This window comes from Paenibacillus vandeheii (assembly GCF_030433635.1).
Lineage (GTDB): Bacteria > Bacillota > Bacilli > Paenibacillales > Paenibacillaceae > Paenibacillus > Paenibacillus vandeheii.
The window spans coordinates 316,229-337,550 of the sequence record NZ_JAROCD010000009.1 but is presented as its reverse complement, the minus strand read 5'-3'; the positions used below and the strand labels follow the sequence as shown (position 1 = coordinate 337,550).

The following is a 21,322-nucleotide window of genomic DNA, read 5'->3' as shown; positions in this document are numbered from 1 at the left end:
TCTTCTTATATGACTTTCAATTAATGCATAGGGCCTTGTTGTCCCTGCTGAGCACCAACCTTAACTCGCTTCACGAACAGTGAAGTGATCAGTCCAATCACAGCGAGAACCAATGCGAAAACAAATGCATTTTGTACACCGGATGTGAAGCCTGCCAACTGATTCTCAGGACTCTCAGGATCCGTCACACCGCTCAAGAAGCGGGTCTGTCCTGCGCTCAGTATACTTACCGCAACAGCTGTACCAATAGCTCCGGATACTTGCTGCAATGTATTCATAATCGCGGTTCCGTGAGGATAGAAATCAGGTGGCAATTGATTCAGACCATTGGTTTGTGCAGGCATCATAATCATTGAAATTCCGATCATCATGAACACATGCAGCGTAATAATCTTGCCCAGGGTGGTTGTCGGAGTGATTCCCGTGTACATGAAGAGAACGACAGTCACGATAGCAAGTCCGATAATCACTAGCCACTTCGGACCGAACTTGTCGAACAGACGTCCCATAACCGGAGACAAAAATCCATTCAGCAAGCTGCCCGGCAGCAAAACCAAACCAGCAGTCAATGCCGTAACCGCCATACCTTGTTGCAGATACATTGGCAGGATCAGCATGGAAGACAGCATCATCATCATACAGAGGAAGATCAGGATCAAGCCGATCGTAAACATGGGATATCTGAACGCCCGCAGATCCATCATCGGCTGTTTCATTCTCAATTGACGGATGCTGAACAGCAGCAAAGATAACACGCCAATAACCAGTGTGGCAACAACGATAGGACTGGTCCAGCCACCGCCGCTTTCCCCATGTCCTCCGGCACTACTGAATCCGTACACGATTCCACCAAAACCAAGTGTGGAAAGGATAATGGAAAGAACATCAATTTTGGGCTTGGTCAATTTCGAAATATTCGGTAAGAACAGCAAGCCGCATACCAATGAGATAATGAAGAACGGCAAGGAGATCCAGAAAATCCAGTGCCAGCTCAGATTGGCCAGAATCAGACCCGAGATACTCGGACCACTTGCTGGCGCAAACATGATAACTAAACCGATCAATCCCATGGCAGCGCCACGCTTTTCAATCGGGAAGATAACCAATATGGTATTGAACATTAGTGGCAGTAACAACGCTGTACCTACAGCTTGTAATACCCGTGCCACCAACAGAATTTCAAAGCTCGGTGCAATAGCAGCAACAAGCGTTCCTGCAATCGAAAAAATCAGAGAAGTTGTGAACAACTGTCTCGTCGAAAACCATTGCAACAGCATACCGGAAACCGGCACCAAAATACCCAAAACGAGCAGATAACCTGTCGTTAACCATTGAATCGTAGTAGGTCCAACTTCGAGCAAGCCCATTAGCGGAGTCAATGCCACATTCAGTGCTGTTTCACCGAACAGACCAATAAAGCCGCTGAGCAGCATGGCGAATAAAATTGGAAATACTTTATATTGTTTTGTTTCTTGTTGATCCTGTACAGAACCAGCTTTCATGGAAGCCTCCACAATCCCATCCTCCTCAAACAATTTGACAATTTCTATTTCTATTTCTCTCTTTACGAAGCTTATTGCTTCTCTCTTGCATTCTTCGCCACGAGGGACAAATAATCAGCAGCCGTCAGCAAAGGCTGTTTGTCCTGGTTGGTCAGGCTGATAATCAATGCTCCCTCCATTAAGGAAATGACGAGAAGTCCCATCTCTTGTGCTTTCTCTTTACCTATACCATCCAAAATCAGATGTTTCGTAATCATTTGCTGCCAACCTGCAAACACATCCTGACAGGCAATTCGCAATTGCTGACTGATACAGGAGGTCTCCACGGCTGCCCAGAAACTAAATGGAAGAAAGCCCGTAAAACCTGCCGCCTCCGTTTCAACCGCTAAGTCATGGATAAATTGCTGAATAGCATCCCCCGTATTGTCATGAGCTGCAAATGTTTCTTCAAACTTCTGCAGAATGTTTTCATTGGCTTTTTGAATGCACTCGTGAGCGAGTTCTTCCTTGCCATGTGGGAAATAATGATATAGCGAGCCTTTTGGCGTACTGCTCTCCTTAATAATCTGATTTAGACCGGTCGCATGATATCCTTGTGAAAAAAACAGTCTGGCTGCTGTGCTGACGATTAGTTCTCTAGCATTAGACTTTTCACTCAATAAAGCCACATCCTTAAATGAATTATAACAATCGGTCTATATAATTAAAACCGTTTCAAAAAATACTGTCAACTTAATTTTTGATCCAATTCTGATGAAAGCGCTATACATTTAGTCCGAAAATAAAATAAAAAAAGCGAGAATTGATCCTCGCTTTTGTTGTGTATCATTCTTTAGATGGAATGTCATATGGCTTACTCGAAGAAATCATCGAACGACCGCACATGTTTTACATCCATAGGCTGCTTGGACGCAGCCAGACATGCATACGCCCCCACATATACGATCAAGCATAACAATATTAATGATAGCATGTTAAGCACTCCCTTTTTTATCTATCCATTCAGAATCCTCTTTTTCAAAATACGATTCACTTGCTCTGAGCTGGCCAGCATCAAGATAAGGAAAATAAGTACAACCAGCGGGAAAAAGCCGATATTGGTTTTTGCAGCAAGGACGCCAAAAAGCGGAGGAAGAAGTGTGGTCCCTGTGTACGCCAGTGCCATCTGGTATCCCATTAATCGGGCAGAATTCGCTTTGCCGAATCGGGCTGGAGTTTCATGTAGAAGTCCGGGATAGATGGGTGCAAGTCCCAAACCAATCAGCATAAATCCAGCCAGTGCAAACGAAATCGATAATGGAAGTAATAAAATGATTCCACCTACAATGGCGGTCACTTGACCCGCCAGAATTAACACCCGATTTTTAATTTTCAACGTGATAAAGCCTGTAATCAGCCTGCCAATCGTAATGCCACCGTAGTATAGGGAGATCCATCCCGCAGCCGTTTCTGCCGTGATGTTTCTTGCGCCTACCAGATAGCTGGCTCCCCATAAACCCACCGTTGTTTCCACGCCACAATAAAACAGAAATGCGATCAGTGAGTTTTTGACTCCCTTAATCTTCAATACATTCCGTTCAGGTTTGTTCTCACTTTGTAGATATGTGTTTTCCGCTTGCACATGATCTGATTCGTTTATCGGCCTCGCACGCTCACGACTAGCAGCAACACGCTTCCACAAAGGCAACGTCGCAAACAAAATGATGACGAGACAAAACTGGACGATAGCTACAGCTGTATATCCGTTTCTCCAGGAATGTTGATTAGCAATGTAATACGACATAATGATAGGTCCCGTCGTCGCGCCCACACCCCAGAAACAGTGCAGCCAGTTCATATGGTGTGCTTTGTAGTGCTCTGCGACATAATTATTCAACGCAGCATCAACGGCTCCGGCCCCAAGCCCCAGAGGAATGGCAAGAATGACGAGCCATACCAATGAAGGGGCAAAGGAAAATCCAAGGAGTGCTCCGGCTGTCAGATAACAGCTAATTAGCGTAACCTTGCCTGTTCCCCATTTTTGAATAACCGTGCCGCTTGCCAAGCTTGAAACGATGGTTCCCCCTGCAACAACCATGGATAGAATTCCTGCCGACCCAAACGAAGCTCCAAGTTCTGGCCACATAACTGGCCAGGCTGAACCTAGCAAGGAGTCAGGAATCCCCAGACTGATAAACGCCAGGTAGATGATGATAAGAAACCAAGTTGCCATAATAAAATCCCTTCCCTGCATATAAAATGAAAACAAATTCTGAATCTACTGTATAAAACATTTTATTCACACACTTTATAAAGTATATTTATTTATTTTGCTTCAAAAAAAATTCTTTGTCAATAGATCGTATCATCACAAATTAAAACAGCCACCAATCTGGATGAAAATCCAGATTGGTGGCTGTTTTTTGAATAGGTATCAGTATTGAATGATAAATTGATTAATAGGTGACGTAACCCTCATAGGTAACCGTCCACGTATAGCCTGTCTGACCATCGACTGATTTTAATGTAAGTGTCCCCCGGTACGGATCAACATTATAACTAGCCGTCATAGGAATATCACCAAGCGTTGGAAATTGAGATTTGGGTAAAATGGTTTGCCAGGTTATATACTTTTGTGCGTAAGAAACTACTTGTGTACTGTCTGGTAAACTACTTGTTGAAGTTGAAGGTACATTAGCTGCAAAAGATGTAGAGCCTAGCGTGAAACATGCAACGACAGTTAAAAGACCGACCATAAGTTTCTTTTTCATCTTCATCTTCCTTTCGTTTTGGAGTACAGCTCTATCATACAAGAAAGGGTTCTATTAAAATGTAATATTTGTCATATAGTGAAAATATTTGTTTAAATATACGAACTATTATTTCTCCCAGAGTTTAAAGTGATAGTATAATATATTATTTGATACAAAAAATAAACCGAACGAGAATGGAAATCAAATATGCGTTTACGCCAATACCGGTCGGAACCAGTCCACTCGACAACAGAGAAAATCTGTTAAACACAAAAAGGGAATTGCCTCTGCAATCCCCTTTTTGATTTGAATTATTTAGTTAAACTCTTATGCAAAGTCATGGAGATGAAACTGTACATCGTTATCCTATGGGTTTAGATGTTTACCACGCTCATCCCAAGCTTCCATATTCAGCTCACTGTTGATCGTTACAGCGGTTAATGCACCCAGGGACGCCGCAGTAATGGCCTGGTACATCTCTGACGCTGCATCTCCGGCGCTGAATACACCTGGTACAGTCGTTTTGCCGTAATCATCCACAACGACCGTACCGGCTTCATTAACCTCACATCCTAACGTCCGCGGCAGTTCAGATCCAACAGTCAGTTTCGGTCCAAAGAAAATCCCTGTACACGAGATTTCAGTCCCATCCTCCAACACAACCTGCTGCACCATGCCATCGCTTGACTCAATCGATCGAATCGGAGAATCCCATACCGGAACACCATGCTGCTTCAATTCCTGTCGCTGCTCATCCGTTAACTCATCAGGGCCATTTGTGCAAATGATAAACTGGCTTGTCCAGCCGGAGATCGTCTTGGCCATATGAAATGCCTTCGCTCCATTAACGATGATGACCAGCGATTGATCTCTTAGTTCCCAACCATCGCAATAAGGACAGACAAAAGCACTCTTTCCATATACCTCTGTCAACCCGCTAATATCTAATGGCAGATCTTTTTTTCCTACTGCAAACAAAACTTTCTTCGAGCGGTAGACCACTCCTTGGGCCGTTGTAACTTGAAAATCACCATCGGTTCCTGTCACAGAGGTCGCTGTATCCTCTACAAAATGAACGGACGGGTAAACACTAATCTGTTCTTTCGCAGCCGCTCGAAATTCACGGGGACTTGCGCCATCTCTTGTCAGAAAACCATGTGTTTTACGAGTAACCCAATTACGCGGACGTTCATCATCTATGACCACAACCTGCTTGTGGGCTCTGCCAAGTACAAGTGCTGCATTAAGACCTGCTGGTCCTCCACCAATAATCAATACATCCATCTTTTGTTCCATTTTAAACACCCTTTCCAGATATCTAATATCCTTTATTGTTCCAAAAAAATAGAACCATCCTGGTGACTTCTTGCCACTTGTATCTATTCTCAAAAAGCACGAGTGAGAGGAATTCATTTTAAACTATTAAAGACCTCTTATGTCTACAATAAACAAATAAATCTCAACATGCAAGAAAAATATCTTTCTTGTTATGGGCTACGCATTAGTTTCAATGACCTGTATCACAGAAAATCATTTTTAACAATTAAAAAAAACCTTGTTTTTAAATTGTTCACAATCAAATGACATTATTTTAAATACTAAATCGTTAATTAATTCACATAGTGTATTGAATGCTATAATGAAACCACGAGATATATAAGAATAGATATAGGAAGTGAGTTCTTGAAAACATTGAATAAAGGGTCACGGCCCGAAATCAGTCTGGAGTATACTAGCTCGATTCCGAAAGTATTCTTTGATACGATCAAGATCGGAATCATCAAATCCAATCTGATCGCCATGTTTGCCGGTTTAAGTTTGGCTTTGTATGTATTTGATGCATCTATCTTAGCTAATATTGTACCCATTATCCTCTCTGTCATCGGGTCTTCCCTGATTATTGGAGCGGCCGGAGTGTTCAACAATTTGTATGATCGGGATATTGATGCGATCATGGAACGCACCAAAACACGTCCTACCGTAACGGGTCGTGTAGATACCAAAACAGGTTTGATTCTCGGTATTGCCATTACGATAATCGGGGGTATCATGTTGTATATCGCTTCCCCTTCGGCTGCCGTATTCGGTATATTGGGACTGCTGCTGTACGTGTTCCCTTATACGATGTGGACCAAGCGGACAACGGTTTACAATACGGAAGTAGGAAGCCTTTCGGGTGCTGTTCCTCCCCTTATCGGTTGGGCAGCCATTTCACCAGAGCTGGGTCATTATGAAATTTGGGCTTTGGTCATTACCATGCTGTTGTGGCAGATGCCTCACTTCTATGGCATTGCCATCCGGAGATTCGATGAATACAAAGCCGCTGGTGTTCCTATGCTTCCTGTCGTAAAAGGAATCAGACGGACATACATCCAGACGAATGTTTATCTGGTATTGTTGTTATTCTCCAGCTTCTTGTTCTGGCCGATGAGTCCTTTCATTGCCATTGTTGCGTTTCTGGTAAGTTTGGCCTGGCTTATTCTTAGTGTGGCGACTTTCGATAAGAAAGAAACCAAGAAATGGTCACATAAAATGTTTATTTTCTCCATCAACCACATCACGATCATTTTCCTGGTCATCATTGCGTATTCATTGATTGCACAGCTGATCAAATAAAGATTGACCAAATTAGCCATAATAAAAGCCGTACAGATTTAACTCTTCCACAAAGAGTTGTCTGTACGGCTTTTTTCTTTTGTAATTTAGCGGTATAACTCATACCTATCCCACTTTAACCGGCGTCTGCTCACCTTGCCAAAGGAGCTGCATCTCTTCATTGGTAGCAAGCAAATCGGTCAAGCTTCCCTCGGCCTCAATTCGTCCATCCTTCATGACGATGATATGATCTGCCTTGGCAAGTGCTGCTCTGCGATGAGACACTGCAATACATGTGACATCCGGCTCCTGAAACAATCCTTCCCAGACCTGTTGCTCTGTTTCCACATCCAGCGCACTGGACAGATCATCGAAGATGAACAGGTCCGCTTCCGTCATCAGCATGCGACCGGTTGCCGCGCGTTGAATCTGACCACCCGACAGCATGACACCTCTTGGACCTACAGACGTTTCAAGTCCTTGATCCAAGTTTTGGATATCCTTATCCATAACAGCCAAGCGGATAGCTTTTGCAAGCGCCTTTTCCGTACGCCCCTGTTTGCCCTGAACTATATTTTCTTTCAACGTATCACTGAACAGTCGGGGCACTTGCGGCGTATATGCTGCTCTGGGCGGCATCAGGAAAGTAGCGGGATCAACATCTTCTCCATTCCAACGAATCGTGCCTTCCTGTTTGGGCAGCAGTCCCAGGAGTGTGCGTACCAGAGTCGATTTTCCAGACCCAACCCGTCCAGTGATGACCAGAAATTGTCCCCGCTTCACACGGAAGCTGATATCCTGTATTCCATTTGCAGAATGAGGATATTGGTACGTCAGATTACTGATCTCCAGCTCTCTTAGCTTCTCATTGGGATCTCTCTGTTCAGTAGGAAGCTCAGGCGGATCTTCATTCAGATAAGTCTCTCTGAAATCCATGATCTGGTCTTCCTCACCCGGACGAAACAAAGTTCGCATCCGGTCAAACGATACTTTGAGCCGTTTATGCTGAAACACCATATATCCAAACAATGAAATGCTAAAGCCAATATTGGCAAGATAACTGGTGAACAAGGCAAAATTACCTACGGTGAAATTTCCGGACTTCATCTCGGCCGCACACATCAGGAGAATGAGCCCTGTACAGATACTGAGCACATGCTGATTAAGGGATCGCATCCACTGTTTGAACAGATTATCCCGGAGTGCAGCCTGACGACGTTCTTCATTCAGTTTGTTGAAACGAGTAGAGACATGCTCTTCTGCCTGCCCAAGTTTCAGCGCCTGCACAGCTCCAAAGGTCTCGGCAATGAAACTGGTGATTCGTCCTGTCGATTCCCGATTGGCTTGAGCATATCGACGAGCACGATTACCAGACAAGTTATTCAGTAACGTTACAACGACCAGCGGCAATACCGCAACGAGAGTGATTTTCCAGTTGATGTTTGCCATGATGATGATAGATACGATGGCAAACACGAGCCTTCCCCAAAAGTCCACCCAGGATTCTACGTACTCAACCACCTCATCCACATCATCCCGAAAGCGACTCATCGCCTCACCCGGTGAAGCTGGCAGATTACGTCCTGGCCAGCGCATAATACCGGCAAGCATATTGGTACGTAGAATCGCCTGAATATGGTAGATATACGTTATCCATGCATAGAATGCGGCAAAAAACGTTCCTACTCTTACCGCTCTAATCAAAGCAATGAAGATCAGCGGAGCCGCCAACCACATATAATCACTGGAACCCGCTGTTGCCCGATCAAAGAACCACTGCATCCCGATTCCTATTAACAGCGGCAAAGAATGAAATATGCACCATGACAATCCGTTGATCAAAAATAGAAACGGCCTGAATCGAAACAAACGGCCTATAAATCCGGTTACAGTCATGCCAATTCCTCCTCTCGCCCCGTAAGCAGCAATCTCGCATAATGTGACGCCGGATCGCTGGCGAGTTCTTCTCTGGCTCCGAATTCCAGTACCTTTCCATCACCCAGTACCATAATTTGATCCACCTTCTCCAACGTAGCCAGACGATGTGCAATGATAATTCCGGTACATTGCTTCATCAGCTGGTCGATAGCAGACTGAAGCATGCTCTCTGTTGCGGCATCCAGTCGTGAGGAAGGTTCATCGAGAATGACAAGACTTGGTTCGGTCAGAAATACACGTGTCAGGGCAAATAATTGAGCTTCCCCTGCGGACAATGAAGAACCACCTGCCTTTAGATGTGTATCCAACCCTGCGGGCTGTGATTCGATCCATTGAGTTAATCCCAGTCGATCCGTTGTCTCCTTAATAATTTGATCCGAGACGTCCTGGTTGAACAACGTTAGATTGTCTCGCAGCGTACCGTCGAACAGCTGTACATCCTGTGTTACCATACCCACCCTGCGGTAGAGTGCAGGCAACGTAAGCTCTGAGATATCTTTCCCGCCAACATGAATCGTACCGCTATCCAGATTATACAGGCGCAGAAGAAGACGACTGAGACTTGATTTGCCGCTACCTGTACGACCGATGATCCCCAGCCGTTCGCCAGGTTTAATGGCAAAGTTAATATTCTGCAATACAGGTTTATCCTTGTTATAACTGAAGTTCACCTGCTTGAATTCCAGACCAAGCGGCCCTTCTGGCAGCTGATCCTCGCTTCCGTCTTCAATCTCACTGCGCAAAGACAACAGTTCTCTCGAACGAAGCATACCGGATTTTGCCTTCTGAAACTCCTGCACCTGATCGCCCAGCATCTCAATTGGATCATTAAGCATCTGTGTGTATTGATATATCAGAAACAGGGTTCCGATGCTGATGATTCCTTTCATGTAGTAATGAACACCGAGCAATAGTACTGCCGTAACAGCCAGGGCGAACAGAATAACCGTCGTATTCCATGGAATAACCCGAAGCAGCCAGGCTTTTCTGCCCTTTTGAAACACAACGCGCATCGTGCGATAAAAGCGATTCATCACATACGGGACATGCCCATTGGCTTGAACATCTTCGATTCCCGCGATACGCTCTTCAATCAGTCCGAACAAGGACGCACTCGCTTCCCGCTCATTTTTGGAAGAGTTCACTCCCAAATTCCGAATGAACACCATAAACAGAATCGATAACAATGTAAATACCGTCATGACAATCGCAATGGGTACATTTACGCTGAACATAAATCCGAGGATTCCGGCAAGCAATACAAAGCTTCCAATCACCTGCACAATAAACATGGCAAAGAAGTTGGAAATACTCGTCACATCACCATCCACCCGTTCAATCATCTCTCCTGGTGTCTTCACGTTATGGAAGCGCATATCCAAACGCAGACAATGCTTCAGGAGATCTCCCCGTAAACGGTTCGTTGCCCGCCAGGCAACATCATTACCCAGATAACTGACGGCTACCGTAATCAATTGATTCACTACGGCAACAACCAGAAATAATCCGGCAAGCTGAATCAGGTTAGCAAGGACTCCCCCACTTGCGGCTGCATCAATGAATCGTTTAATAATCTGTGGATTCAGGAGCTGCAGCCCCGTTGACGTTAGCAGCATCACCATAAGCAAGGCCAATCGCCCTTTAACGGGTTTTAGATATTGCAGCAGCCAGGACATGGAGCGTTTCTCTGTTTTGGGCATAGCCCATCACCCCTTTATATAACATTTCTGTTTCATTTTAAGATTTAATGCATTTTGATCCTCACTAAGATGAATCATGCATAATAACATTAAATGCAACATTTCCAACCCGTGGATGAATCTTACCAATTGTGTTCACCATTTTACATTCTCCCAATCCCTTTGGCATTCTTCCCGAAATCTCTGTACCCATTGTTCAGAAATCTCGTCTGCAATCGGGTCAAAGAATGGGGGTGATACGGTAACTTCGTCAGATTGAACATTCAAAAACGCTAGCACTTTCATGACGGTTCCTTCGTAATCTTCTATAAAATCCTCATAAACAATTGTCAGCGGCACAATACCTGACTCGGACAGGAAATCTTCAATTGCTGCTTCGCACATGTTACTCTCCACAAGCAGATGCTTAATCGCATTAAAATTATATTGATCTGCAATGTCTTGCAACTGAGGACTGTCTCCGTGCTTGCGGTGCCACTCGCCCGAGACAATGGCTCTCCACCATGACACAGCTAATCTGACTTTGTTGCGACGCGTCATGTAAATATGCTTGTTGCAATGAGGAAAGCCCGTACTCCATACCTCAGCCCGTGATAACTCTGTTGGAAGACTATAGAGTCTGCGGAATGCGTCAATCCATCGTTGTTCAAAATTGATCTTGATTCCGAAAACGCCGTTCGACGTTGTCCCCTGATCCCAGATCTGCTCCAGATCTTCACGCTTTAATGTGTCCGGGCTCTTATGCTGATAATGAAGCCATTCCCTCGGATAACCTGCGACACCCGTAGAACTTAAGGCTTCACCCAGCAGAGTACTGCCCGTTCTTTGGGAGAACCAAATGGTATAACTTTGAGTAGGTCGTTTCATATTGTTGCCTCTCTTTCTCCCCTTAGAGGTAGTTTCATTCATAAAGCACTACAAAATCTCCCTTCCATGTGCAACAAATTGAGTGGAATGCATGCAAAAAAGCCATAGATGAACTAATGTTCATCTACAGCTTGTAACAATAAGAGAACCATATGAAATAAGAAGCGTTTCTGGATTTCTCCTCTGCACGCAATAATGATGATCGTCCACGACAGGGGTGCACAAACATGACTGTCTAGACGCCAATATACAAATCCATTGGTTAAGTCACTATGCTCATGCGTATTCAGTTATCGATTCAGAATGCGCCCTGTCTGGAACATGTTCATCTTAACCACCCGTCACACATATTTGTTGTTTATTGTATTCGCTGCACCGTAATCCGTCAAGATAATATTAACTCAATTGTTATTTCCTTCATGCCATTGACCATCATATGCTGCAATTTCAACGATCATAACCCCAGATAGGGAATTTCTCTGAGATTAAACATTAACTGATTCACTTTCCATACACCATTACTGTAAACAAGTTCAATATTTCGATCATTTACATAATGAGAATCTCCCGTTAATGTATTTCCGATTACGAACGATTGGGATAACGTCGCTGTTGTACTGCTTGTATAATGAACGGAGGTCTCTGGAGCATCATATACCATCCAATCACTGACTAGATCCTGCCTCTTGAGAATAAATTGGATTAAATCTTCTGTAAAATAAGGCTTGAAATACGCACTGACCTGCTTAATCTGAGACAAGCCTGAAATTTCATTCAATTTCTCTGATAAAACATTTAACCGCCCCTGGGTTATTTTCCCAGTATCGGGTATTTGGATCGTCTCCTCTTTCATACTTACTATCATGTTTTGATTATTCAGGTGGATGGTTGCTTGTTTAGTTTGTGGGTTCCACTCTAGCTTGGCCCCTAACGTTTGGCTGACAAATCGCAAGGGAACATATGCTGTACTATCAATTAATTCAACAGGAGAATCCATTCCGATGATCTGTTCATTCACTCTCGCATTTTTGAAGTTAGCTACAAGCCAAATTTCTTTTTCATCCTTTTTAATTCGAATGCTCTTCCCGTCCTTATACCACGTTACGTCTGCCCCCAAATTGCTGGACACTACCCTCAAAGGAATTAGAACTCGATTATTGGATAATACTCCAGTCCCAATCTCTAGCGTGGTACCCTCAGCTAAACACGGCGTTGAAAACGCGGCAAACATAATACACGCAAGCAATGTTGAAGTGAGCTTTTTAACTATCATTTGGAACCCCCACGAGGAAATGTTTACCTAAAAAACACCGATTACTCAATGAAAGTTACACTCTCCAAAAAAAGTTAAAACAGCTAACACTTATTTGCATTACAACTCGCATCGCTTAAGCTATGCACTCACTTCTATTGGTGTAGATTCTTCTCTCTCCCTGACAACAAGGCGCCTATGCGCTACGATCAGAAATGGCAATCCGAGTGCAGTGGTCAGTGCCAGCGGTACAAAAACGAACAGGCCATTCCCCGTCCCAAATTGGGTTAATAGGAGTCCTCCTAGAATCGGTGCCATGACGCTGCCCAAGTTATTGAATCCAATGGTGCCGAAGTAGGTCCCTTTCCATTCGGGTTTGGCAATACGGTCAATCAGCACATCCATCATGGTGAACATGAGCACTTCCCCAACCGTGAACAGAATGACACTGATCATCAGCAGCATAACGCCTTCAGCGATGCCAAACAGCAACAGACTTGTGGCAACCAACAGATTTCCAAGAATGAGGGGCACCACCGGCTGGAATTTGCTGGCCACCCGCACAATCGGGAATTGGACTGCAAGCACCGTCAACGCATTAAGTGAAAGCATATAGGAAAACACTTGGCTCCCATGTTCAAAAAGAGGGTTCTGGGCAACATACTGAGCCAGGGTAGAGCTAAAATGACCATACCCGAGTACGCAAAACGTTGTTCCGATCAGTACTGGCAAAAATACACGGTCACGTCCGGTGGTAGCGAGCGCATCTCGTAAACGGGGTGCAGTGACCTGGACATGTTCTGGCAGAGTTGCGCGCTGCAATTGAAATTGCAGGAACAAAACCAGGCCGTAAATGATATACACCAACCCGGAGATCATAAACGGAAACGTGGACTCTGCTGATCCCAGCTGAAGACCGATAATGGGTCCGAACACAACTCCCAGATTAATAGCGGCATATCGGAGATTGAACACAAGCAGTTTATTCTGCGGCGGAGTAATATCCGATAAGAGTGCACGTGACGTAGGCTCAAACACGGCGCGGCATAATCCGTTTAATGTATTGGCCACAAAAAATACCCATAGATGCTCCGCTGCTGAAAAGATGAAGAAAACACAGGCCCAGCCAAATACGGAGACCATCATTACTTTTTTGCGACCGATTCGATCGGAAATATAACCTCCATAAAAGCTGACCATAACCCCTGCCAGAGAACTGACTGCGACGGTTACGCCAGTCTGTGTTGGTGTAGCTCCCAATACCTGAGTCAGATAAATGGATAGAAACGGAATGCTCATGGACGTAACGAGACGTCCAAACATCGTTCCCACAATAATGGTCCACGCTAAAGGATGGATTTGACGTAAATGTTGCTTCATGCGTATGGTTCTCCTGTTCTAGATGTTTTTGTCTCAGATGGGCTACCTTTGCCCAATCCCTTTATGTATAATTGTATGGATCAAAGGGGGAAATAAAAGTGTAAGAAAACGAGAGTACATTTCACCCTTTATGAAGGAGCACATCATATGGATACAGCAACAACCCATTATCTACATCTTGCCACAGCCAAAGAACTTTCTCTTAAATTTCATGAATCCGTTCCCGTAACCATCGACAGCCTTTCCGCCGCCCTATGCTGCACCCCACGCAACGTGAAGTTTATTCTGCGCAAGCTAGAGGAACAAGGCTTTATTCACTGGCAGCCCGGGCGAGGCCGGGGACATCATTCTGAGATGACATTGCTGCGTAGTGTGAATGAGGCGCTCGAGGAGAGCTTTTTGGAACTGATGGGCAGAGGCAAAATGAAGGAAGCGATCGAGCTGATTGGCAGTACCGAGAAGAACGATGCTCTACGGGAGCGGCTGCTGAATTCATTGAATAAGCAGATGGGATTCCACAGTCATGCCGAGAGCTCTTCCGGCCAGGACGTGCTTCGTATGGTGAGATCACGAAGATTAGCAGAGCTGGACCCTGCCTTTGTGTATACTGCTTTTGAAACCTATCTGCTTGGGCAGGTTTGCAGCACGCTGATCACCTATGATGCCAAAACAGGAACCTTCTTACCAGATCTGGCGCATATGTGGGAGTACAACGAGGATCAAAGGGTATGGGTGTTCTATCTGCGTAAAGGGGTACGGTTCCACCATGGCCGGGTAATGACATCCCGGGATGTCCAATCTACATTAGAGCGTTTGCATACTGTAAATAGTCCATTCATTTGGCTGTACCGGGATATCGAGCGTGCGGAAGTTGCCGGGGATTACTGCATTCGTTTTTATCTAAGTCGGCCTAATCACTTCTTCCTGCATTTGCTTAGTTGTGTCTCCATGACGATTCTTCCCTATGATGTCGATGTAGACCAACAATTGATCGGTACCGGACCCTTTCGCATCCATGAAATAAATGAAACTGTGCTGGTAATCAATGCATTCGATGCCTATTATGGAATCCGTCCTCATCTGGATCGAGTGGACATTTGGTTTGTGCCCAATCTGGGTCCATATGAACGTCATTATGAGTTGCCAGGAACTGACCGACTGAAGTTAGCTACAGACGATACAGGGACTAACAGTATCGATTATCCAGCAACAGGATGCCGATATATGCTGATTAATTTTCGTAAAGCCGGTATTCACCATCAACTCGAATTTCGGCAAGCCATGCGAATGGTTTTCGATCCAGTCGCTCTGGTAAGAGAATTGGGCAGCAATCGAATTACACCGGCAAACAGCTTTCTTCCCTGGAAAAGCGCTGAGCATGCTTGGCGCGAATCGTCTCTTGATGATGCCCGTGAGCTGCTGCGCAGCAGCGGATATCAGGGGGAAAAGATCATACTGGCATACACGGTGGCTAAAGATCAGAAAGAAGCAGAATGGCTTAAGCAACGCGGAGCCACAATCGGCTTATGTATTGAGTTACAGCCTTTCGTTGAATATCCCAATGTAAGGGAAACGAGCGAAGCTGACTTCATTATTGCAGAAGAAGTTTTGGAAGATGACTGGCAATTCGGCATGATTAATTTTTTCATAAACAAGCGTAACTATTTTCATATTTGTTTATCACCCGCTATACAGTCCATTTTTTATCGGAAAATAGAGACGTTCCTTCAGCAGAATGAAGATCAAAGGTCGACACTGCTTAATGAAGCTGAGGATTTACTGCGCGATAACTGCTGGATCTTGTACGGCTGCCACATGAACAAAAAGGCTTTGCTTAATCAGAGTCTCTTTGGCCTTCATACCGCTGAATTTGGCTTCATGGATATCTCCAAACTATGGATCAAAAATCAGTAATTTAGCATTCCAGGAATGGAACATGCCCAAAAAGCCGCTCCCTTATCCATCGATAAGTTAGCGGCTCATTTGCCGATCAAGAGTCAGTCCTACGGAATGTTGAATTCATTTGTATACCACTGTAGGACTGTTTGCAATATCATAAACGACCGGTTTGTTTCTTTGTCTTGTAGTACTCCTCCATCACTTGCATAATGGATTCACTTTTAATTGGTTTGCTTACATACGCATCCATTCCAGCCTTCAGACATTTGTCCATATCCCCTCTAACTGCGTTCGCAGTAACTGCAACAATATAAGGGCATGACTCTGGAAGTAATTCCTTAATCACTTTGGTTGCTTCAAATCCGTTCAGACGAGGCATGTGCACATCCATAAAAATAATATCGTATACACTTCGTTTGACCGCCTCCACTGCCTCTATCCCGTTCACCACATAATCCACAAAATGCCCTTTTTTTTCAATCATCCGGCGCAGAACAAGCTGGTTCACCTCATTGTCCTCCGCGATCAGAATTCGCAATTGATCTGTTTTAATCTTTTGCTGTTCTAGATCATATCTGTTGAACTCCTCCATGTTGCTGACTTTAAACGAAGCTGTAAAAATAAATGTAGTCCCCGGATCATCGGACTCTTCAATCCAGATATCTCCCTGCATAAGCTCTACAAGCTTCTTGCTGATCGCCAGTCCAAGTCCAGTACCTTGAGGCTTGCGCGTCATGAAATTCTCCAATTGGTAGAAGGCCTCGAATAAATGCTCTCTTTTCTCGACTGGAATTCCAATCCCTGTATCCTTCACTTTAAACTGAAATTGAACGTCATTATATTCTTGTCCGATAACCTTCACCTCGATTTCAACACTGCCTTCCGGGGTGAACTTCACGGCATTGCCGATGATGTTGGTTAGGACTTGTTTTAGACGGTAAGCATCCCCATACACGGGAAGAGGAATGGCGTCATCGAGGCTTAGATGAAGATGCAACTGCTTCTCCCGAATCATTGGCGTTACGATATTAACCGTCTCCGTCACAATTTCCTTAAGATCGAAGGGTTCATCCACCAGATCGGTTTTACCCGACTCTATTTTGGAGAAGTCGAGAATATCATTGATAATCGCAAGCAGTGAATCCCCACTCTTTTGGATGATTTCGATGTATTCCTTTTGCTCTCCGCTAAGTCCAGGCGTATCCAGAAGCAAATCCGTCATCCCAATCACTCCATTCATGGGGGTACGGATCTCATGGCTCATCATTGCCAAAAATTCACTTTTTGCCTTATTCATTCGTTCGGCAGTCTCTTTGGCTACAAGAAGCTTCTTCTGTTCCGTAATATCCTTCGCAATCAGATAGAAGCCCACGTTTTTTTCATTAATAATGATGGGCGCAAGCGTTGCTAATACTTCTGTCTCAGAACCATCTAAGTGCTGAATGGCATTGATTTCTTTCTCAGCCATCTCATACTGGCTATTGAGAATAAGTCCGAGATGATACATTCCGATAAACCTGCATATGCTTGTTCCGATCATTTCCGCAACCGGGCACCCAGTCATCTTCATTGCTACCGGGTTGGCATTTATGATATTGCCGTTCATGTCAAAAGAAATGATGGCATCATGATTATATTTTTTGAGTGATGTATAACGTTCCACCGATTCCTGTAGTTTGAATTCGACAAGCTTACGCTCCGTAATATCCTGCAGAGTACCGTTCAACTGTACTGGTTGTTGATTCTCATCAAAGGTAATTAACCCTCGCAGATGAAGATACTTTTCTTTACCATCTGAACCCAGATGCCGATATTCAAAATCAAGCGGTTTGCCCGTTTTCACCGATTCGATACATGCCTTCAACCGCTGCTCCTCTGTCGGCTCCATGAGGGCAAAGATATCGCTGGCTTTATACCGTTTCTTATGATCTATTTCAAAAATCTCAAATATCTGGTTGGACATGGAAACATGGTCATTAATCATGTTCCACTCCCAACTGCCGATCATGGCGATCCGTTCTGCTTCTGCGCTAATTTCCTCATGTTTCTTTCTCTCCGATATATCCCGACCAATGGCAAGAATTTGTTGCTCCTGCCCAGGGTCCCCAATTATCTTATATGTGGTTTCAAACCAAACACAATGCCCATCTTTATGGCGAGCCTGCAAATTCAACATATGACCTGTGCTCAAATCGATCTGCGAGGTACCTCCTAGATCCTGAGGATGGAAAACTGCTGTATTGTTATTGCCAATCACTTCTTCTGGCGAATACCCAAGCAAATTATAAATGGAAGGAGAACAATAGCGACAAACACCATCAAAGGTGGCGATATAGATGATTTCCTGTGCATTATCGGAAATAAGTTTGAACATTTCTTCCGTTTGAAGCAGCTTTTGTTCGGTTGTTTTATGATCCGTAATATCTACAACATGGCAAATAAAATACAGCGCTTCACCGCTAACCTCGTTCCGAGCCAAAGATATATGCAATGATATCCATATAATTTCTCCATTTTTCTGAATATAACGCTTTTCGTATCTGTACTCTTTCAATTCACCTTTACAGAGTTCACGCACGTATATCAGATCCTGTGCAACATCATCGGGATGGGTGATCTCCTGGTAATCAAGTAGGATTAACTCTTGAGCAGTATAACCCAGCATTCTGCATAAAGCAGGATTCACTTTCATCCACTGTCCTGTTGGAGCAACAAGTGCAATCCCAATAGGTGCTTGATTATAAATCTGCTCAAACAATTCGTGATGATCGACCTTTTGAACCTGCATCTTAAGCTCTCCTTTTGTTGTATAAACGCAATATTTGCTTAGTACCCGGTTTTTTCATTATTGAAACATCTCATTTTCTAATTGTTTGTGTCGGGAACGCAAAACAAGACCTGGATTCAATCCGTAAGGAATCCAGGCATCTATGTTTTAACTTATATAATCCATGCTGAGTGCAGGATGGATCAGGAAAGATCTCACCGCTCCCGGCCAATAATGTAATCCAACAGATGCCTCAGAAAAGAAATCGGTTTTGGCATTTCGTTCAGTGCATCGGTTGCCAGACAGTAGTGCTCCCACATCTCTTTCTTCGCGCCATCTTCACCCAAAATAGATACAAAGGTGGAGCTGTTGTTGCGCACATCCTGACCTGCCGGCTTACCGAGTACCCGGTGATCTCCTTCCAAATCCAACAGGTCATCCTTAATTTGAAAGGCAATACCCGCATGATAGGCAAACTTCTTCAGAGATGCAATCTCCACTTCCTTCACCTGAGCCAGAATGGCTGGCATCACAAGTGCAGCCTCGAAAGCAATGCCTGTTTTGTAGAAACAGATCATGTTCAATTGTTCCAGTGTCAGCGCTTTTCCTTTGGCGTTCAGATCCATCGCCTGTCCCATACACATATCTTCTGCTTTTTGAGCCGAATATTGAATCAGGGTAAGCACCGTAGCGGCGTCAAACTGTTTGAGGGAGGATTGCTCGCCAATGGCTTTTTGGATGAGAAACAACCCTGTCAATTCAGCTGTTGCGCTGTTGTGCACCTGATGTAAAGTAGAGCGGCCTCTCCGGGTCGAAGCATTATCCTGTGTCGGCAGATCATCAAAGATCAGTGAAGCGGTATGCATGTATTCCAGTGATCTAAGAAGAGGGAGGATAGACGCTTCATGTAGTCCATATTCACGCACTCCCATCACCCAGGTCAGGATCGGCCTTAGCCGCTTGCCATCTCCCTGCAGACTGTAATTTGCTGCATCAATCAGTGTCTTTTTCATCTCTGGAAGTCCGCTCGGCTTGGAAATCTGCAATTCAATATTGATCTGTTCACGAACTGTGCGAATCGTATCCAGAAAATCCTGTTTTTCCTGCTTGTCATTCTGCAATTGCATGATGACCTGATCCCGCAGCAATTTATCCAGGAAATCCACATCATCGGCTTTTCGCACCATTTGCTGAATTAGGTGATTAAATTCCGGTTGTCCTGAGGCAAAGATCTTCATCACTTCGTTATATTGATCTTGACCCAACCGTTCTTTACAACGCTTAAGACCATTAATAGCACGATCCAATATGACCTCACGTGTCTTCGCATCCGAATGGTACACCTCATGAATCAGATAAGAGATAACCGCCCAGTAAAGTTCGTATGGATTAATCAGATCGGGTCGCAGATCACGGTACTTCAGATAGTAGGTATATGGGGTTACTGCCTCCTCCTCCATATCAGCAAACATATCAGCAAAATCGTCTGCAAGCTGATTATATATGCCATAGTAGAACGTCCGCAAATCAAAACCTTCATCAGCCGATGCACTGAGCACGGAGCGAACAATAAGTCTGGAGGATGAGGATTTAATAATAATCGGGATATAAAGTTCTTCATTGGAATAATTTGCGTTCGACAGTTTCTTGGCCCGGTCTACTTCCTGGGACTGAAAGAATACATAGGATTGCTCGAAGAACGTATGCTGTGTTTCAGCGCGCTGGTAGTTTTTAATATACTCGAACGCCTCCCTCAGCTCGGCATGAACATATTGAATGACTTTGAGGTTGGCTCCCTTCCATTCGCCGATATCCGGCACGATCCCGGTGAGAAGCGCATTTCGAATCAAGAGAGAATACTGCTCCTTCTCTTGTTCAGTTAACGCCTGCGAATCTAGCAGGTCATCAATAAACGGATAGGTCAGACCGTAAGAATAACCAAGCCGAATTGCAGCGTCCAGCCTCTCGGAACGTTCTTCCCGGGGAGTCTCGTCATGCATATCATCGTTCACATGCAGAACCACTCCCAGGATAATCTTAAGCAGCTTGCGCTGTGCCTGTTCAGCGTCCAGTTCTTTGGGAATATTGGAAGCGACATGCTTTAATTTGCTGATTACCCAGATGACGGCTGTTTCCACGTTCTCCTTCTGAGCCCAGCGATACAAGGCGGCCAGACTGATATAATCCGGGCTTTCCTTGCGATAAATTGTATTTGAACGCATAAAGTATGCTTTAGTATCCTGAGCCACGCGCTGAATACGCTCTTGGGTATCAGGGGAATCCAGTGCTTTGCCCAGATCTCGCATATAAATGTAAGAAATACTTCGATCCAGGTAATCATCCAGTTTGCCTGTAACATTCAGCCAATGGATATATCTATGAGCATCCCGGGAATCCGGCTTCTTTTGACTCGGTAATAAAAAAGATAACCAGGAAAATGGTTGAACATGCTTTTTTTTCCACAAGTAAATATCTTGCGTAAGCGCAGTAGTATAGGTGTTATCCAAAAGTTGTTCATGAAGAGAATTAAAATATTGAGCTGCCTTCTGTTCGGCCAGCCGATATCCTGCATCAGCCTGTTCTGTAAGTACGTTATTCATAGGATGGATACCTCAACTTCTAATAATGTTAAACATGTATCCATGAAAGGAGTTTGAGGGTGCTCCATGGACGAAAACTGATGTGAATTC

General features: G+C 44.4%; 14 protein-coding genes. 2 read left to right on the top strand and 12 right to left on the bottom strand.

Going from position 1 to position 21,322, the window contains the following annotated elements:
* Positions 1 to 20 precede the first annotated feature (20 nt).
* The 5 genes from P5G61_RS19845 to P5G61_RS19825 form a co-directional block, all read right to left on the bottom strand.
* Positions 21 to 1,502, bottom strand: a complete 1,482-nt coding sequence (locus P5G61_RS19845; protein WP_301248144.1) for a DHA2 family efflux MFS transporter permease subunit — start codon at positions 1,500 to 1,502, stop codon at positions 21 to 23.
* 71 nt (positions 1,503 to 1,573) lie between these two features.
* On the bottom strand, positions 1,574 to 2,161 hold the full coding sequence (locus P5G61_RS19840) for a TetR/AcrR family transcriptional regulator (protein ID WP_301248103.1): 588 nt from the start codon (positions 2,159 to 2,161) through the stop codon (positions 1,574 to 1,576).
* A 335-nt stretch (positions 2,162 to 2,496) separates the two neighbouring features.
* Positions 2,497 to 3,714, bottom strand: a complete 1,218-nt coding sequence (locus P5G61_RS19835) for an MFS transporter (RefSeq protein WP_301248102.1) — start codon at positions 3,712 to 3,714, stop codon at positions 2,497 to 2,499.
* Between the two features lie 223 nt (positions 3,715 to 3,937).
* The gene (locus P5G61_RS19830) at positions 3,938 to 4,252 is read right to left on the bottom strand and encodes a hypothetical protein (protein WP_301248101.1); all 315 of its coding nucleotides are present in this window, start codon (positions 4,250 to 4,252) and stop codon (positions 3,938 to 3,940) included.
* A gap of 348 nt (positions 4,253 to 4,600) precedes the next feature.
* A complete protein-coding gene (locus P5G61_RS19825; protein ID WP_301248100.1) occupies positions 4,601 to 5,530 on the bottom strand; it encodes an NAD(P)/FAD-dependent oxidoreductase in 930 nt (309 codons plus the stop codon).
* Between the two features lie 396 nt (positions 5,531 to 5,926).
* Here P5G61_RS19825 and cyoE point away from each other — a divergent pair, with 396 nt between their 5' ends.
* Positions 5,927 to 6,850 carry a heme o synthase gene (cyoE, locus tag P5G61_RS19820; RefSeq protein WP_435874241.1) on the top strand — a complete coding sequence of 308 codons (924 nt, stop codon included), beginning with the start codon at positions 5,927 to 5,929 and terminating at the stop codon, positions 6,848 to 6,850.
* Positions 6,851 to 6,955: 105 nt separating this feature from the next.
* On the opposite strand, the gene P5G61_RS19815 is transcribed toward cyoE, so the two are convergent.
* The 5 genes from P5G61_RS19815 to P5G61_RS19795 form a co-directional block, all read right to left on the bottom strand.
* Entirely contained in the window at positions 6,956 to 8,725 is a 1,770-nt protein-coding gene (locus tag P5G61_RS19815) for an ABC transporter ATP-binding protein (protein WP_301248098.1), read from the bottom strand.
* Complete coding sequence (locus tag P5G61_RS19810; RefSeq protein ID WP_301248097.1) at positions 8,722 to 10,467, bottom strand: ABC transporter ATP-binding protein; 1,746 nt, start codon at positions 10,465 to 10,467, stop codon at positions 8,722 to 8,724. The genes P5G61_RS19815 and P5G61_RS19810 overlap by 4 nt, the downstream gene beginning before the upstream one ends.
* A 135-nt stretch (positions 10,468 to 10,602) precedes the next feature.
* Complete coding sequence (locus tag P5G61_RS19805) at positions 10,603 to 11,334, bottom strand: Stf0 family sulfotransferase (protein WP_301248096.1); 732 nt, start codon at positions 11,332 to 11,334, stop codon at positions 10,603 to 10,605.
* A 454-nt stretch (positions 11,335 to 11,788) separates the two neighbouring features.
* Positions 11,789 to 12,607: a copper amine oxidase N-terminal domain-containing protein gene (locus P5G61_RS19800; protein WP_301248095.1), complete on the bottom strand. Its 819-nt coding sequence runs from the start codon at positions 12,605 to 12,607 to the stop codon at positions 11,789 to 11,791.
* A 120-nt stretch (positions 12,608 to 12,727) separates the two neighbouring features.
* Positions 12,728 to 13,966, bottom strand: coding sequence for an MDR family MFS transporter (locus P5G61_RS19795; protein ID WP_301248094.1), 1,239 nt, complete (start codon positions 13,964 to 13,966; stop codon positions 12,728 to 12,730).
* 147 nt (positions 13,967 to 14,113) lie between these two features.
* Between P5G61_RS19795 and P5G61_RS19790 the strand changes: the two genes are divergently transcribed.
* Positions 14,114 to 15,880 carry an ABC transporter substrate-binding protein gene (locus P5G61_RS19790; RefSeq protein WP_301248093.1) on the top strand — a complete coding sequence of 589 codons (1,767 nt, stop codon included), beginning with the start codon at positions 14,114 to 14,116 and terminating at the stop codon, positions 15,878 to 15,880.
* A gap of 139 nt (positions 15,881 to 16,019) precedes the next feature.
* On the opposite strand, the gene P5G61_RS19785 is transcribed toward P5G61_RS19790, so the two are convergent.
* On the bottom strand, positions 16,020 to 18,653 hold the full coding sequence (locus P5G61_RS19785; RefSeq protein ID WP_301248092.1) for a PAS domain S-box protein: 2,634 nt from the start codon (positions 18,651 to 18,653) through the stop codon (positions 16,020 to 16,022).
* 194 nt (positions 18,654 to 18,847) lie between these two features.
* Positions 18,848 to 21,232 carry a polyprenyl synthetase family protein gene (locus tag P5G61_RS19780; RefSeq protein ID WP_301248091.1) on the bottom strand — a complete coding sequence of 795 codons (2,385 nt, stop codon included), beginning with the start codon at positions 21,230 to 21,232 and terminating at the stop codon, positions 18,848 to 18,850.
* Positions 21,233 to 21,322: the final 90 nt, after the last annotated feature.